The sequence below is a fragment of the Christensenella sp. KGMB01412 genome (genome assembly GCF_055522415.1).
In genome coordinates this window covers 205,934-221,792 of the sequence record NZ_JBVFVW010000002.1, presented here as the reverse complement: position 1 = coordinate 221,792, position 15,859 = coordinate 205,934, and the positions used below count along the sequence as shown (strand labels likewise).

Sequence of the window (15,859 nt, the reverse complement as noted above, 5' to 3'; positions counted from 1 at the left end):
TCCTACTCCTTTGCTCCATGCGAAACATTCTTAAAAAACTTCGTAATCGGTTTATAGAAAAACAGCAATACCACCGGTACCAGTAACATCAGCAGCCTTCCAAAGACGGTATTGGCAAATAAAATAAGCGCGCCCAGCCACCGGTTGCTGCTTTGATATCGTCCATATACCGAATCCTGCTCCACCGTTTCCTCATAAATGCCTTTTTGCGAACCGGCCGGGTAGTAATCGATATCTACCTTGAGTTCATCGCCCATGTCTTCCTGTACACGCGCGATTGAAACGGTTTCACCTTTTTTAAACAGGATGACGTCGCCCTCCCTTACCTCCTGCGGGTTGATCTTTTCAAATAAGGCAAGGTCGTTATACATAATGGTCGGCTCCATGGTTTCAGACTGGAACACATAAGGAATTACTCCAAACATATCCGCATCTTCATCCGCCGATACAAGCGTAAGGCTTAGCACCAGCACGTTAAACGCCACAAAGCACAAAATTACCAGCGTAAGCGCGACATTTACAACCACATTGGCGACTCGTTTCTTTTTTGCCGAACGAAAAGCCTTATCGACAAAATATTCCGCAGACTCTCCGTCTTTATCAACGATTTCCACGCCCTTTTCAAAATCCATGTCATTTTTGTAAAAGTCAAAATTGCTGTATTTTGCAATGTTCTTTGCGCGGAACGAAGAAATGACGATACAGCCTCCTATCAGTACGACAACATAAATCCAATAAACAGACAGATCCGTATCAAATAACACCCCGGGATCAGTCATCAGCGTCCGGTTGGAAAGCACTTCGTAAAAGCCGCTCGTAATATTGAGCACCAGAACCATAAACGCTATGAGCAGGATCAGCCACCGCGCCATACCCCGCTGCTTTACAAACGGCGAGAGCGTCATAATCAGCGTCACGACAAGAAAAACGTTCATGAGCCCCGCCAGGTACAGGGATATCATATATCCCCACACAAACGGATATTTCAAAAACGACGACACAAGAACAGTCAACAGGAATCCCACCGTGTAGAGGATCGCGATCTCGGCAAGCCGCGCAGCATATTTCTGGAATATCATCTTTCCCGGCGAAAATCCCATTTTTACTAAAATGTACCACTTATTCTGGCCGATTTCAGCAAACGTCAGGTAATCATAATATACGACAAAATATATGACAAAAAATGCAAATGACAGGACAAGATACAATAGCAGCACGCTGAAGTAGCTTTGCATCATATATTCAGGCAGCGCATCCGAAAGTACCGACCGCGTAACCGTCTGCAGCATGAAGTGTATCGCAAACGTCAGGAGCGCCAGAAAAACGCTGAACTGGAGAATCTTCTTGGCTGTGATCCCCTGCTCCGTATACGCCATTTTATTTTCTTTCGATAAAAAGCTGTTTTTATATATCATCCGATCTAATGGCCGCCTCCACAGCATTGCCGATGTTTGGCCTGTTTCTTTCAATCAGGTCGGGCATAAGCCGGTTATCTGCCGTTATCCTGTAAAACGTTGTAAAATCCGTTTCACAGGATGAACGATCCAGAACTTCGACCGCTCCATCCCCAATACGGTATTCATACTCCGGCGCAGCCTGCCGGAAAATCTCTTCGAAATGCTTTGTGTCACATCCTCGAATCGTCAGGATCAGCCTGTCCCACTTTGTGCGGAACTCCTCCGCTTTCCCTGCGTATGCAGCCGTCCCACGCTTCAGTAGCAGGATATGCGTGGATATCCTGTCTGCAAGGCCGTAATCCTTTGTGGAGAACAGCAGCGTCTTTCCCTGCTCCTTCAGTACTTCGCATATTTTTTCCGCCGCACCCGCAAGCTCTGTGGTGTAATCAAGCCTTGGCAGATTCCACACCAGAATAACACTCTGGGTGTAAGAGCCTGCAAGCAGCAGCACAATGGAGCGTTCAGCCGGCGTGAGTGTCTGGATGGGCGTCAGGCTCAGGTATGCAAGTCCCAGTTCATTTAGTTGGTCGAATATCCGCCGCTGCCTGCGCACGGGATGCTCTTCCTGTTTTTGCGTGATCAGCATCAGGTATTCCAGAACATTCATGTTACCAAACATGATGTTTGTCCCGCCGATATAAAAAACATGGGGCAGGATCACACGCTTTTTCCGCATCATCCCTGTCTCGTTAAGTACGCAGCGTCCTGTTTCATACGGGCGCGCATTTGCCGCAATTTCAAGCAACAGGCGCATTTCAAACGCAAGCTCGCCTGTCACGCACCATATTTCTCCCGCCTTTGCTTCAAAATTTATATTATGAAGCACCTGCGTCCTTACGCCGTCCTTTGCATAATATTCCATAGAACCCACATTTTCGAACAATACCGTCCTTTTGGGCCCTGTGTTTTCTTTGGTATCCTGTCTCACTGTTCTGTTCCCCCATTCAGCGAGAAACGGAACACTGCCTCGATATTTTCCGGCCTGAGCAGCTCAGGATCAGGTGAATTTACGGGGTTGTCGCCCTTGGTCCGGTATAAAACCGTGCCGTCCCCATCTATTACCTCAATAATCCTGTGGGTAACGATTGTTCCGTCATCCTGTCGGAAGGTAACAATCGTTCCTTCCTGCAAGTCTTCCGGATGCTCCGGCGTTTGGCTGACAATAATTGTTCCAACCGGAAGCGTTGGTTCCATACTTCCTGTTTCCACCTGAAAAATTTTATATCCAAACAGCTCCGGGACACGCCCTGCTGATTTATCAATCCAAACCTTGCCGAGCAACAAAAGCACGCACGCAAGAGCAATGATAAAAACGACTGTCCCCGCCTTTACCTTATGCTTTCTTCTGCTGCCGCTGCGTGTTGCAAGCGTTTCCTCCGCCTCTGTAAGCTCGCGTTCCATCTGGTCGAGCTCCGCCTGCGTGGTATATTGCCTTTCGTGCTTTATTTCTGCCATTGTTCGTCCTTAGCTACTGATCTACAGATACACAGAAAGGCTATCCTGTAAAGAATAGCCTTTCTGTCAGGTTCAGTGTTTTAATCGCATTTACACAGACTGCGTACCTGTGATCGTTGCAGTTACAACGCCCGTCGTCTGAGCAAGTCCCATTGCGGTGTCTGCATCGTCCGAGCTGCCCTGCCACGTAAAGTCCGCTTCATATGCCTGCGTCTTCGCAACGTTTGCCTGCGACCAGTCGTCCTGCTGGAATGTCAGTGTGTTGCCGTTTTTCACAGCCGCAACCTCTGTGCGCGAACCATCTTCGCCAATGCTGTAAAGTTTAACTTCTACAGCCGCGAATTCAGCCGGCAGTGTAATCGAGGTTGCAACGTCCATATCAACTTCCGTTGCCGTTCCGTCGTCAAGCGTGTTTGTAAGAGTGAAAGCCCATGATTGTGTTTCGCTCGGGGCCAATTTGATATCGATATCTGTGTTTGTAGTTTCACGAATATCAAAGGCTTTTGCCGTTACGTCCCCGCTGTAGTCAAGCGAGCGCGTATAGGTAGCCATCGTTCCTGCAACCATGGATACCACCAGCACCAAGATCAAAATACTTACCAATAGTGTTTTTTTCATTTTATCCTCCGCCATTTTATGATGATTCCAACATAGCATGGCAACTGGCTGCCGTATCCTTTGGACTTAGGCCCTTTAGCTTTGTGTCGCGCATTTTCACACGTTTTACTCTTGTCCCCTATATTCGTATCTGCGTCCGGATGCACCGTGCTTTTGCATTTGGGACTCATAATTAATATCTTACTGCACTGATATTGTTTTGTCAATGAATCTTGACGAATAAAGTCACATATTTTATATAAAAATCAAGATTTTTGTATATTATGAGACTTTTAAAAATAATTTTTTTATTCCTCGTATGTTTAAATGTCGTTTTAAGGGTTTGAAGGAACGTTCCCCCCTGAACCTGCAAAATCTAAACCTGTATATAAAAATGGGAACGCCTTTTTGGCATTCCCATTTGGTCAGGTTGATTATGATTGGTGTCCCGCATCATCCCGCTCCCAGAATCACCCGCAGCGCTTCGCACGCCCTCGTATAATCTGCGTCGCGTACATATAAATGACGCATCTCCCCGCATTTTCCTGTGTGGCAACGATAATCGATACTGTAATCACACAAAATCTGCTTACTTGCCAGAAAATTTTTCACCTCTGAAAACTTCTGGACGGAAGGCGTTTTCAAAATCTCCTGCCTTCTACACGGAATCATAACAATCTTCCCTCCTGTTTTATCCGCCGGATTCGGCGTTCCGGCGAATTGATCCTGTCATCCGCAAAACTCTTCGCGGAATCTGTAATGCTATTGTACCCCAGTCAGAAAATTTTTCAACAGGAATTCCACAACATTAATGCGATCTTAACGCCAGAGGAAAGAACTTAATATCCTCTTTATCCAATCAGCTTTCTCAGAACCTTCCACGCCTTGTCGCTATCGTATTTATGCACATAGACATAATATAGCTGATCCCGTTCCGGACTCCCCGGCATGGCGCTCACGGCAGCAAACCCTGTTCCCCGGTGCGCGCCAAGCCTTCCCACGCGCCCGGCTGAAGACTTGATATCGTAAGCATATTCTATCTGGCTGTGCGCAAGGGCATTTTTGATTTCAGAAAATTTTTGTGCATTTGCACCCATCCACACTTCTTTTCGGTTCCACGGCATCATATGCCTTGTTCCTCCTTATATCAAAACAACGATTATGTATCCTTTAAGGTACGTGCAAACTATATCATCTTTAGGTTTGTGATACAACCCATAAATCAGGCATTTTCAGCGGATAAAAAACGATAAAACAGCTCAGAACAAATTGGGATTACATTCCCTCCTGTTCTGGGCTGTTTTCGTCGTGATTGAGCCAGTTTTAATCCTGCGGCGTCAGGAATTTTTGCCGCAGCAGTTTTTATATTTTTTACCGCTTCCGCAAGGGCAGGGTTCGTTCCTGCCAACCTTTTTTTCCACGTGCACAGGCGTCTGCGCTTCGCCCGCGCTTGCATTTGTATTCATACGTCTTTGCGCCGGGGCATTTGTCGCAACAGGGTTTCCGTTTTCGTCAACATTTGCGTGCACATTCTGCACCTCGCGCTGCTCTACCTTGCTCTCCACCTTGATATGATAGAGCATATAGATCGCTTCCTCACGGATCGCGTTTACCATTGCGTCGAACATCTCAAAGCCTTCAACGCGGTATTCGTTGATCGGATCGCGCTGTCCAAGCGCACGAAGGCCAATCCCGCGCCGGAACTGGTCCATTGCGTCGATATGATCCATCCACTTGGAGTCAACCACGCGCAGCAGCACCATCCGCTCCACATCACGCATATTAAAGCCCGCGCCGGACATCTCTTCTTCCTTTACGGCATAATAGCTGCGAATCGCATCCATCAGCTCTTCACGAAGCTTCTTTGCCTCCGCCTGCTCGCGCTGCTCGTCGGTATACTGTTCCATGCGGACCGCAAAAATACGTTCGATATATGCGTAAAGATCGTCCCAGTCCCATTCTTCCGGATATTTCCCCTTGGGACAGTAAACTGCAAGCGCATCATCCACCAGCGATTCGATCATGCTCTGGATATTCTCTGATAAATCGTCTCCTACCAGCACCTGCTTGCGCTGTCCGTAGATTACTTCGCGCTGCTTGTTCATAACATCGTCGTAATCGAGCACCTGTTTCCTCAGGTTAAAGTTATTGCCCTCGATACGCTTCTGTGCATTTTCAATCTGCTTGGTCATCATGCCAAATTCAAGCGGAATATCGTCGTCACCGCCGGAAAGCCTGTCCATGATGCCCTTGACGCGTTCACCGCCAAACAGACGCATCAGGTCGTCCTCCAGCGCAATAAAGAACTTGGAGGAGCCCGGATCTCCCTGACGTCCGCTACGGCCGCGCAGCTGGTTATCGATACGGCGCGACTCATGCCGTTCCGTACCAATGATCGCAAGGCCGCCCAGCCCGACTACCTCATCGTGCTCCGCGTCCGTCACTTTTTTGTGTTTCTCAACAAGCTCCGCATACTTTTTACGCGCGGCAATAATTTCCGGATCGTCCGTCGCGGCATGGCTTACCGCATTTTCAATCATTTCATCCTCCATGCCGTCCGCGCGCATCTCGTTTCTTGCAAGGTAATCCGCGTTTCCGCCAAGGATGATATCCGTACCACGTCCCGCCATATTCGTTGCAATGGTGACCGCGTTTTTCTTACCTGCCTGCGCGATAATCTGCGCCTCGCGCAAATGGTTCTTCGCATTCAGCACCTCGTGCTTGATGCCCCTGCGCACCAGCAGCGAGGATAAATATTCACTGTCCGAAACCGAAACCGTACCCACAAGGATCGGCCTGCCCGTCTCGTGTATAGCAGCAATCTCGTCTACAACCGCGTTGAATTTGCCTTTTTTCGAGCCGTAGATCACGTCGTTCTGGTCCTTACGCACCATTGGCCTGTGCGTGGGAACCTCCACAACCTGCAGATTGTATATACTCTGGAACTCCGCTTCCTCCGTCTTCGCCGTACCCGTCATACCGGAAAGCTTGCTGTACATACGGAAAAAGTTCTGGAAGGTAATTGTGGCAAGCGTCTTGGATTCACGCTCCACCTTCACGCCTTCTTTTGCCTCGATTGCCTGGTGCAGCCCGTCAGAATAACGCCGGCCGATCATAAGGCGGCCCGTAAATTCATCGACAATCACAACTTCCTTATCCTCTGTCACCACATATTCGCGGTCCCGGATAAAGAGCCTGTGCGCTTTCAAAGCCTGGTTAATATGATGAACGATCTCAGTATTTTCGATGTCAGTCAGATTTTCGAGTTTAAAGAACTGCTCCGCTTTTTTAACGCCTTCCTCAGTGAGGTTAATCGCCTTCATTTTTTCATCGACTTCGTAGTCTTCCTCCTCCTTGAGGCGGCGTACGAACTTATCCGCCTGCTGATAGAGGTCTGTTCCCTTATCGCCCTGACCTGAAATGATAAGCGGCGTACGCGCTTCATCCACCAGGATACTATCCACCTCGTCGACGATTGCAAAATTCAATTCGCGCTGCACACGGTCTTCCCTGCGCACCACCATGTTGTCTCTTAAGTAATCAAATCCAAGCTCGTTATTCGTGGAGTAAACGATGTCGCAGCCATAGGATTTCTGTTTTTGCGCTTTATCCATTTCACGCGTGATAATGCCCACCGAATATCCAAGGTAACGAAACACCTTTCCCATCCACTCGCTGTCGCGCTTTGCGAGGTATTCGTTAACCGTCACAACATGCACGCCTTTGCCGGATATTGCGTTTAAAACCGCGGGCAGCGTCGCAACAAGCGTTTTACCTTCACCGGTTTTCATCTCAGCGATGTTTCCCTGGTGCAGGACGATCCCGCCCATAATCTGCTCATAAAAATGCTTCATTCCGAGCACGCGCAGGCTTGCCTCGCGCACCTGGGCAAACACCTCCGGCAAGAGCGCGTCGAGCGATTCCCCGTCTTCCTGATGGCGTTTTTTAAATTCCTCCGTTTTGGCGACCAGCTCTTTGTCGCTCATTTTTTCGTAGACGGAGGAAAGTGCTTCCACCTTGTCAGCAAGCTTTTTCACCGGACGCAATGCCGAATTTGAAAATAATCCCATATTGTATTTAAAACCTTCTCCCTTACATACTATCTAAAAAATCCAATTCTCTTTATTTTATCAAAGTTGTGAAATGAAGTAAATCATATCCGCTTAAAATCTACAAATTGTTAATAAATTATTGTCATTTGGTGCTTTGGGACGTATAATCATTCTTAAATCCGCTGAAACTTTGCGTCTGTGGTTGAAAGCCGACGCCAGTCGCAGGCAAAACGGCCCACGTAAGCAGCGCCTTTGGCGCGGTGAGCATAGTGCGGCTAGACGTAAGCCCGTCCTTCCGAAAAAGGAAGAGAGGAGTAAGAGTGGCGTAATGCCGCGGGGCTCCCAGGCGGCGAATGTGGGGGAAAAGACCAGGTCAGGCAAATCTTTTCAGCGGATTTATTTGAATTTAAAGGATTCCGTCACCTGTGTGAAGAATTTATACAATAGGGAATATGCCTATGTTCCCCGGGTGTGGAAAACCAGACGATACAATCGGAAAAGCCACTTTTGTCTATGCCGCAGCGCGCGGATGTTTCCATCCATGCCTGCCGCCCAAACGGAAGGCCGGTGTTTGAACTCATTGCTATCAGGTTAATGTAATAGTAAGTACGATTTCAATTTTGATTGGTTTGATTTTTCGTACCTGATTTTATCATAATACGGAAGGGGCGAACTATATGAAAATTAATATCTCCGGAAAGAACATTGCGGTTTCTGATTATCTGCGCCGCGTCGTCAACAAAAAAGCGGGGAAACTGGAACGTTATTTTAAGCCCGAAACCGAAATGCAGGTAACTCTCTCTATCGAGAAGTCGCGGCACATCGCTGAAATTACGATCGTATGCGATGGCTTGGTACTGCGTGCGGAGGAATCGACCGGCGATATGTATTCTTCCATCGACGTTGCGCTCAAAAAGCTGGAACGCCAGATGCGCAAGCATCGCACCAAGCTCGAAAAGCGCCTGCATGAGGAATCCTTCCCGGAGGAAACGGTTTACGACTATTACGACGAAAATTTCGCCGAGGACGAGCCTCAGATCGTGCGGAACAAAAAATTTGCTTTGCGCCCGATGAACGAGGAAGACGCTGCCATGCAGCTGGAGCTTCTGGGCCACAACTTTTATGTATTCCGCAATGCGCACAATAACGAGGTTAACGTAATCTATAAACGCGCCGACGGAAACTACGGCCTGATCGAGCCGATGTGACCTGACAAAAACACAGGGCTGCGGAAATTCCGCAGCCTTTTTGATTGGAAAAACGTCACTTTTTCTTTTCCGGCTTTAAAAATTCCCTGGAATATGTATAGGCCGTTACATTCGCTCCCGCATCTGCAAGTATCCTGACACACTCGCCAACCGTCGCACCTGTAGTGTAGATATCATCGATGAGCAAAAGGTTTCTTCCCTCCACATTCGCGTCCTCACGCAGAGAAAACGCGCCGCGTATATTTTTTTGCCGTTCACGCGCGCCCAGCTTATACTGCGGCCTCGTATCCCGTACACGCAACAGAAAGTCCCCGCATGGAACGCCAAGCAATGTGCTCAGATGGTTTGCGATCAGTTCTGTCTGGTCGTACCCGCGCATCTTCAGCCTGTTTTTATGGATCGGCACATAGGTAACGCCGTCTGCGTTTACCTCGTAATCCGCAAGGAACTCAGCCATACGCTGCGCAATAAACATAGAATAACGCGGCATATCGTTGTATTTGAACTGGTGGATCAGCGTACGCACAATATCCTCGTAACGGTACGCGTACAAAATCCCCCCTGCAAAACCGTCTTTGTTTCGCAGCGCCTCTTCCTTTCCGGCGCATTCCTCGCAAAAAAGGTCTTCATAAGGTATTTCCCGGCCGCAATATACACATTTTTTGCCGCCAAGCAGCAGCTCCTGTAAAAATTTATTCCATTTGCCCATCTTGTGTCAACCTGTCAAGGTATTGAAGCTCACGTTTTAATATCGTATTGCGGCGGCCTTGCCATACGTTTGAGATCATATGGCGGAAGGTCTGCATACTGCCTGCAATCAGTACTTTTTTCTTTGCGCGCGTCACTCCGGTATAAAGCAGGTTCCGTGTCAAAAAGGGCTGCGCTCCATACATCATTGGCATCAGGATCACATCAAACTCACTGCCCTGGGACTTATGGATCGTATAAGCGTATGCCCCGTCAAGCTCTGCAAGCTCCGGCAGCTGGTAGCTGCTGCGCTTCATATCCTCAAACAGAACGTCGACATTGCCTCCCATAATTTCCGTAATGGTTCCAATGTCGCCATTGAACACTCCTTCCCCTGTCGCGAAGTTGACATCGTCGCGCCATTCGCGCGCATAATTGTTTTTGACCTGCATCACCCTGTCGCCGTCGCGAAACACCCTGTCGCCAAAGACGATCTCCTGCTTCGCGCTTTTTTTCGGATTCACACGCTCCCGGATGGCTGAGTTAAGGGCCACGGTTCCAAGCTCCGTACGCTTGATTGGCGCAATCAGCTGTACATCCGCTCCCTTCTTTGCATAGTGCTCATATTGTCCGCACAACAGCTCCCGCACCTCGTCCATATCCGCGCATTCACGAAATTCAAAGGTATCATCGTATGCCTCAGGCACATTGCCGTTCAAAATCTCATAAGCCGCGTCCGCAATCGCGCCCGCGTTACGAAACCGGTGCGTCAGCTTCACGCACGGTACCACGCCGGATTCAATGATGTCGCGCATGACATTACCCGGCCCGACCGATGGCAGCTGGTCTGCGTCTCCCACTAAAATCAGGCGCGCTCCTTCCTTGAGCGCTCTTAGCAGATTGTGGAACAAAAACACGTCCAGCATGGAGACCTCATCCACAATAACCGCGTCCGCCTCCAGAGGATTTTCCTCGTTCCTGCGGAAATAACAATTGAAGGCGTCCTCATCGTAGCAATATTCAAGTAAGCGGTGCAGCGTACCCGCGGCTGTCCCGGTCGCCTCCTGCATCCTTTTTGCCGCGCGGCCTGTGGGCGCAGTCAGGCTGCAGGTGATCCCCGCCCCGCCAAGGATACTCAGCACTGCTTTCAGAATTGTCGTTTTCCCCGTACCCGGCCCGCCGGTGATAATGCAGATGCGGTTTTCCGCCGCCTGGCGGACCGCCTCCTCCTGCTCCTGCGTCAGCGAATATGCCTTCACCTGCTTTTTAAGCAGGCTTCTCAGGTTTTTGATTTCAAACGGCGCACATGTTTTTGCAAGCGTGCACAGCTTTGCCGCACATCTGGATTCCGCCCGGTATGCGGATTTCAGGAACACCACCTGCTGATCCGGATAATATTTTTTCAGAATAATATCCTTGGAAAGGACAAGCGCCAGCAGCGCCTTATTGACGCTTGCTTCCGGCACGTTCAGGTTCTTTGCAACGTGCGGGATGAGCTGCTTGCGGTACACGTATGTGCTGCCCTGGGCAAGCACCTTACTCAGCACATTCAGGATAGCATTTTTGACGCGAAAGGGCGATCCCTCCTCAATGCCGATCTTCAGAGCGATTTTATCCGCCGTCAGAAAATCGATCCCGCGCACATGCTTAATCAGGATATATGGATTTTCGCGCACCAGCCTCGCCGCGTCCTCGCCAAGCGCAGACGTTGCGGCAGTTGCCTGTCGCGAGGTAAGCCCCATTCCCATAAGGTCTGTAAAAATATACTTCTTTTGGGCGTACTCTTTCATTGCGGCATGCACGCTGTCCGCAAGGCGGCGGGATACTCCCTTAACGCGCACAAGCTCCCTGTGATCGTTCTCTATCACGTCAAACGTATCCTCGCCGAACGTTTCTACAATGCGCTGTGCCAGCACCTCGCCAAGGCCTTTGATAAATCCGCCGGACAGGAACAATACCACATCGTTCAAATCGCGCGGTAACGTGCTCTCATATGACTGCACTGCAAACTGCGTGCCGTATTTCGCGTGGGTTTTATAAGCACCAAAAAAGCGCGTACGCTCACCGGGTTTCAAATCGGGCATATTGCCCACCACGATGGCGGGCTCATCTGCCTCGATTTCTGCCACGGTATAACCATCCGCGCTTTCATAGATAATGCTTAAAACCGTTCCAACCAGTTCTTCGCTCAAATTTCTTTCTTGATGGCCTCCACCATATCAAGCTTCTCCCACGGCAGGTCCAGGTCTTCTCTTCCAAAATGACCATAGGCCGCGGTCTGCCTGTAAATCGGCTTTCTCAGCTGTAATCTTTCAATGATTGCCGTCGGGCGAAGGTCAAACAGCTTTGTGATAATGTCCGCAATTTCCGTGCTGTGCTTTTTGCCTGTGCCAAACGTTTCAACAAAAACAGACACCGGACGCGCAACGCCAATCGCATATGCAAGCTGGATTTCGCAGCGGTCGGCAAGCCCCGCGGCAACAACATTCTTGGCAACGTAACGCGCCGCATAAGCCGCGCTTCTGTCTACCTTCGACGGATCCTTGCCTGAGAACGCCCCGCCGCCGTGACGGCCCATTCCACCATAAGTATCTACAATGATTTTGCGGCCCGTAAGTCCGCTGTCGCCCTTTGGTCCGCCGATTACAAAGCGTCCCGTCGGATTCACATAGATTTTTGTATCGTCATCCATCATGTCGGCCGGAATCATCGGATTGATCACCTGCTCGATCATGTCTCTGCGGATCTGCGCCTGCGTAGCTTCCGGATCGTGCTGGGTGGAAATAACCACTGCGTCCACACGCATCGGCTTCCAGTTTTCATCATATTCGATGGTAACCTGCGATTTTCCATCCGGGCGAAGATACTCCAGCGTACCGTTTTTCCTTACCTCTGCAAGCCGCCTTGAAAGCCTGTGCGCCAGATAGATCGGCATCGGCATATATTCAGGCGTTTCGTTGCAGGCATAACCAAACATCATACCCTGGTCGCCCGCGCCGTTTTCCGCGTCGTCGTCGTTGTCTTCCCTTACCTCGAGCGCTTTGTCCACGCCCATTGCAATATCAGGCGACTGCTCGTCAATGCTGGTGATTACGCCGCAGGTTTCGCCGTCGAAGCCATAATCCGCTTTATCAAAACCAATCTGCTTCACTGTCTCACGCGCAATTTTAGCAATATCTACATAAGCATTCGTTGTGATTTCTCCCATAACGAGTACAAGACCTGTATTAACAGCCGTTTCGCACGCAACACGCGCATTCGGGTCCTGTTCGAGGATCGCGTCAAGCACGGAATCTGAAATCTGGTCACATACTTTATCAGGATGTCCCTCAGTCACTGATTCCGAAGTAAATAATCTTCTCATAGTTTTTCCTCCATTATCATTGATACATAAAAATGTATTATTTCACTAATAATTTATTATATCAAAGCTTTGGCTTCTTTTCAATCAAAAAAACAGATACATTGCCGTATCTGCGCGGATTTTCATCTTTTTTCAGGCCGCTTATTTGAACGCGTTTACTGATAGTCAATAAACATCCTGCCATTATGACCGAACACCTCTGCGCTTACTCCATAGAGTTGATTGATGAGTTTTTCGCAAATAACATCGCCGGGTTTTCCTTCGCACAGTATTTCCCCCGCGAGCATCACATAAATTCGGTCACAGTACTTCGACGCGACGCTAAGGTCGTGAAGAGCGGCCAGAATTGTTTTCCCTGAATCTTTCATCATGTTAAGCGTTTTTATCTGGCTGCCCATATCCAGATGGTTTGTCGGCTCGTCAAGCACTACGAGGTCCGTATCCTGCACGAGCGCGCGCGCAATCAGTACCCGTTGCTTCTCCCCTCCAGAGAGATTCAAAAAGCTGCTTTTGAGAAACGCTTTCATGCCCACCTGCTCTATCATTGCGCAAACGGCTTCCCTGTCGTCATTCCCCAAAGGCTCCATCATCTTTTTGTGCGGGTAACGGCCCATGGAAACCACCTCTTCCACCGAAAAATCAAAGCTGGTATTGTTTTCCTGCGCAACCACGGCAATCTCCCGCGCCATCTGCCTGTTTGTCATGTGCGCGAGGTTATGCCCCTTTACAAAAATATCCCCGCCTGTTGGCGTCAAAACCTTATAAATGTTCTTCAGGAGTGTGGATTTTCCACTACCGTTCGGGCCGATGATGCCCACAAACTCCCCAGGCTCCACGGTGATCGATACCTGCTTCAATATTTCAAATTCGCGAACCGCATAACGGATCCGCTTTACGTCTAATATTGGTTTACTGCTCATGCCTTTTCACCAAACGAATATCTGCGTGCCTTGATCATCCACAGGAAGAGCGGCGCGCCAATCATAGAGGTCAGGATTCCAATCGGTATCTCCTTGGGCGCGTCAAACATGCGTGCGCCAACATCAACCCAAATCAGGAAGATTGCGCCAAGAAGAACAGACAGCGGTATCACCTTTTTGTGATCCGCGCCGACGATAGACCGTACAATATGCGGTACCACAAGTCCCACAAAACCGATGCAGCCCGCCACAGCTACCGTAACGCCTGTGAGAATCGCCGTGATAACGATCAGCACATTGCGCACCGTATTCAGGTTCACGCCAAGGGTTACCGCGGTACTGTCGCCCATCATCATTGCATTGAGTGGAGACGAAAGACAAAACATCGCAATAATACCCGGCCCAGTCACAATCGCAATGGGTATCAGCTCTGTCCACTGTACTCCGGCAATTCCGCCAAGGAGCCAAAAACTGGTTTCCCTTATTTTGGTATCGTCAGGCGCATTGTACACAATGAAATTCGCAAACGCGCTGAACATAGCAGCCACCGCCATTCCCACCAAAATCAGTGTGATGGGAGTAACCGAGCGTCCGCTTTTTGAAAAGGCATATACGACTGAAATTGCGATAATCGCCCCCAAAAATGCCCCTACCTGCACCTTAAACAGTCCAAAAATTGCAAAGCCGCCGAGTATGATTGCGATCACCGCGCCAAAATATGCGCCGGAAGAAATTCCAAGCACATATGGATCGGCAAGCGGATTTTTGGTCAACGCCTGCATTGCGACGCCCGCCAGAGAAAGCCCTGCTCCAACCATCAGGCCGAGCAGCACGCGCGGAGTACGCAAATGCCATACAATATTCTGGGTATTTTCAGCGACAGAAGAAATATCCATCCCAAACAGCTTGCCAAACATCACGTTCCAGACGGTATCAAAAGAAATCGAAACCGGACCGATCCCAATACACAGTATCACGGACAGCACGAGTATTATGCCAAGCGCGATACAGCAAGCAAGGGTATTATTTTTGATGTAAACGGATAATTTTTTCATCGTTATTCCACAAATAATTCCGGATGGAAAGCCTGTGCAAATTTTTCAATCGTATCCGCTGCGCGCGAGCTTGCAAATACCTCCGGCAGGGTAATGACAAGGAAGTTTTCTTCCTGCACTGCCTTAAGGCCCGACAGCGCTGGATTTTCCTTTAACTGCCGTATCTTTTCATCCAGCGTAGTGCCGCTGTAGTCGTTGATCACAATGATATCAGGATTGGCCTCCACAACCGCTTCCCAACTGACCGTGCCCCATGTTTCTTCAAGGTCTCCAAATACGTTAACTCCGCCGGCGTGCCGAATCAGGCTGGAGGTGAAGTTGTTTCCCGCCGTGTATGCGCCGCCCTCTTCTTCAGAATCAAAATTAAACACCTTAACCGGCTGCGCGTCCGCTACTTTTTCTTCCACAGCCGCAATTCGTGATTTCATATCGTCGACGATCTCGTTTGCTTTGTCCTCCACCTGGAAAATCCTGCCAAGGTTATAGAAATCCTGGTAAACATCCTCCACATCGGCTCCCATCTTGTAGCTCTCGATCGAGGATAAGGACATAATTCCATTTTCTGTCAGGGTATCGTGAGACGCGATCCCTTTCTGGTCAAAAGCCGCGCTGCGCCCATATACAAAATCCGGATCGAGTCCGAGAACAGCCTCAAGTGCCGGATACCCGCTATCCGTAAGGCTTTGTTTGGCTTCATATTCCGCACGATATTCCTCGGCAACCTGCGCATAATTATAGCTCGTCGCTATGATCTTATCGCCCAGGCCAAGCGCCATCAGTTCTTCACCCGCATCCGGATTTGCAGCCAACACACGCTCCGGAACATGATCGAACGTTACTACCGCGCCGTCAAATGTCGTAAGCTCAAACGGGAATCCTGCGCCGCTGCTTTTTGCAGACGCTGCATCAGAGCCCGTTGCGCTGGCGGAAGGCTCTTGCGAAACCGTTTCAGACGCACCTGCAGCCGGCGCCTGCGATTCCTGCACCGGCGCGCTGCATGCCATCAGTCCTGCCATCATTATGGCAATGATTGCCACACATACAATTCTTCTTACATGTTTCAT

Annotated in this window: 14 protein-coding genes and 1 riboswitch; of the genes, 1 reads left to right on the top strand and 13 read right to left on the bottom strand. The window is 49.4% G+C overall.

From position 1 onward, the window contains the following. Window positions 1-2: 2 nt before the first annotated feature. The 7 genes from ACS5WU_RS04130 to secA form a co-directional block, all read right to left on the bottom strand. Complete coding sequence (locus tag ACS5WU_RS04130) at window positions 3-1,415, bottom strand: S24/S26 family peptidase (protein WP_302759933.1); 1,413 nt, start codon at window positions 1,413-1,415, stop codon at window positions 3-5. Then, a complete protein-coding gene (locus ACS5WU_RS04125) occupies window positions 1,405-2,385 on the bottom strand; it encodes a P-loop NTPase family protein (RefSeq protein WP_465088961.1) in 981 nt (326 codons plus the stop codon). Before ACS5WU_RS04125 ends, ACS5WU_RS04130 begins: the two co-directional genes overlap by 11 nt. Beyond that, entirely contained in the window at window positions 2,382-2,912 is a 531-nt protein-coding gene (locus tag ACS5WU_RS04120; RefSeq protein ID WP_465088960.1) for a signal peptidase I, read from the bottom strand. The genes ACS5WU_RS04125 and ACS5WU_RS04120 overlap by 4 nt, the downstream gene beginning before the upstream one ends. Window positions 2,913-3,002: 90 nt before the next feature. Further along, on the bottom strand, window positions 3,003-3,530 hold the full coding sequence (locus ACS5WU_RS04115; protein WP_465088959.1) for a hypothetical protein: 528 nt from the start codon (window positions 3,528-3,530) through the stop codon (window positions 3,003-3,005). A 36-nt stretch (window positions 3,531-3,566) separates the two neighbouring features. Then, a riboswitch (cyclic di-GMP riboswitch) is annotated at window positions 3,567-3,650 on the bottom strand. 312 nt (window positions 3,651-3,962) lie between these two features. Beyond that, window positions 3,963-4,181: a hypothetical protein gene (locus tag ACS5WU_RS04110; RefSeq protein ID WP_046444040.1), complete on the bottom strand. Its 219-nt coding sequence runs from the start codon at window positions 4,179-4,181 to the stop codon at window positions 3,963-3,965. A 179-nt stretch (window positions 4,182-4,360) separates the two neighbouring features. Further along, complete coding sequence (locus ACS5WU_RS04105) at window positions 4,361-4,636, bottom strand: hypothetical protein (protein WP_046444039.1); 276 nt, start codon at window positions 4,634-4,636, stop codon at window positions 4,361-4,363. A 210-nt stretch (window positions 4,637-4,846) separates the two neighbouring features. Continuing rightward, window positions 4,847-7,579: a preprotein translocase subunit SecA gene (gene secA / locus ACS5WU_RS04100; RefSeq protein WP_059109520.1), complete on the bottom strand. Its 2,733-nt coding sequence runs from the start codon at window positions 7,577-7,579 to the stop codon at window positions 4,847-4,849. Between the two features lie 659 nt (window positions 7,580-8,238). Here secA and hpf point away from each other — a divergent pair. Then, window positions 8,239-8,769: a ribosome hibernation-promoting factor, HPF/YfiA family gene (hpf, locus tag ACS5WU_RS04095; RefSeq protein WP_046444037.1), complete on the top strand. Its 531-nt coding sequence runs from the start codon at window positions 8,239-8,241 to the stop codon at window positions 8,767-8,769. A gap of 55 nt (window positions 8,770-8,824) precedes the next feature. On the opposite strand, the gene ACS5WU_RS04090 is transcribed toward hpf, so the two are convergent. The 6 genes from ACS5WU_RS04090 to ACS5WU_RS04065 all read right to left on the bottom strand — a co-directional run bounded on the left by ACS5WU_RS04090 (window position 8,825) and on the right by ACS5WU_RS04065 (window position 15,859). Next, window positions 8,825-9,478, bottom strand: coding sequence for a ComF family protein (locus ACS5WU_RS04090; protein WP_059109153.1), 654 nt, complete (start codon window positions 9,476-9,478; stop codon window positions 8,825-8,827). Then, window positions 9,462-11,648 carry an SF1B family DNA helicase RecD2 gene (gene recD2, locus ACS5WU_RS04085; RefSeq protein ID WP_059109154.1) on the bottom strand — a complete coding sequence of 729 codons (2,187 nt, stop codon included), beginning with the start codon at window positions 11,646-11,648 and terminating at the stop codon, window positions 9,462-9,464. The genes ACS5WU_RS04090 and recD2 overlap by 17 nt, the downstream gene beginning before the upstream one ends. Beyond that, on the bottom strand, window positions 11,645-12,820 hold the full coding sequence (gene metK / locus ACS5WU_RS04080) for a methionine adenosyltransferase (protein ID WP_046444035.1): 1,176 nt from the start codon (window positions 12,818-12,820) through the stop codon (window positions 11,645-11,647). The genes recD2 and metK overlap by 4 nt, the downstream gene beginning before the upstream one ends. 155 nt (window positions 12,821-12,975) lie before the next feature. Then, window positions 12,976-13,740, bottom strand: coding sequence for an ABC transporter ATP-binding protein (locus ACS5WU_RS04075; protein ID WP_046444034.1), 765 nt, complete (start codon window positions 13,738-13,740; stop codon window positions 12,976-12,978). After that, window positions 13,737-14,795, bottom strand: coding sequence for a FecCD family ABC transporter permease (locus tag ACS5WU_RS04070; protein WP_046444033.1), 1,059 nt, complete (start codon window positions 14,793-14,795; stop codon window positions 13,737-13,739). The genes ACS5WU_RS04075 and ACS5WU_RS04070 overlap by 4 nt, the downstream gene beginning before the upstream one ends. A gap of 2 nt (window positions 14,796-14,797) precedes the next feature. Then, complete coding sequence (locus tag ACS5WU_RS04065) at window positions 14,798-15,859, bottom strand: ABC transporter substrate-binding protein (protein WP_302760309.1); 1,062 nt, start codon at window positions 15,857-15,859, stop codon at window positions 14,798-14,800.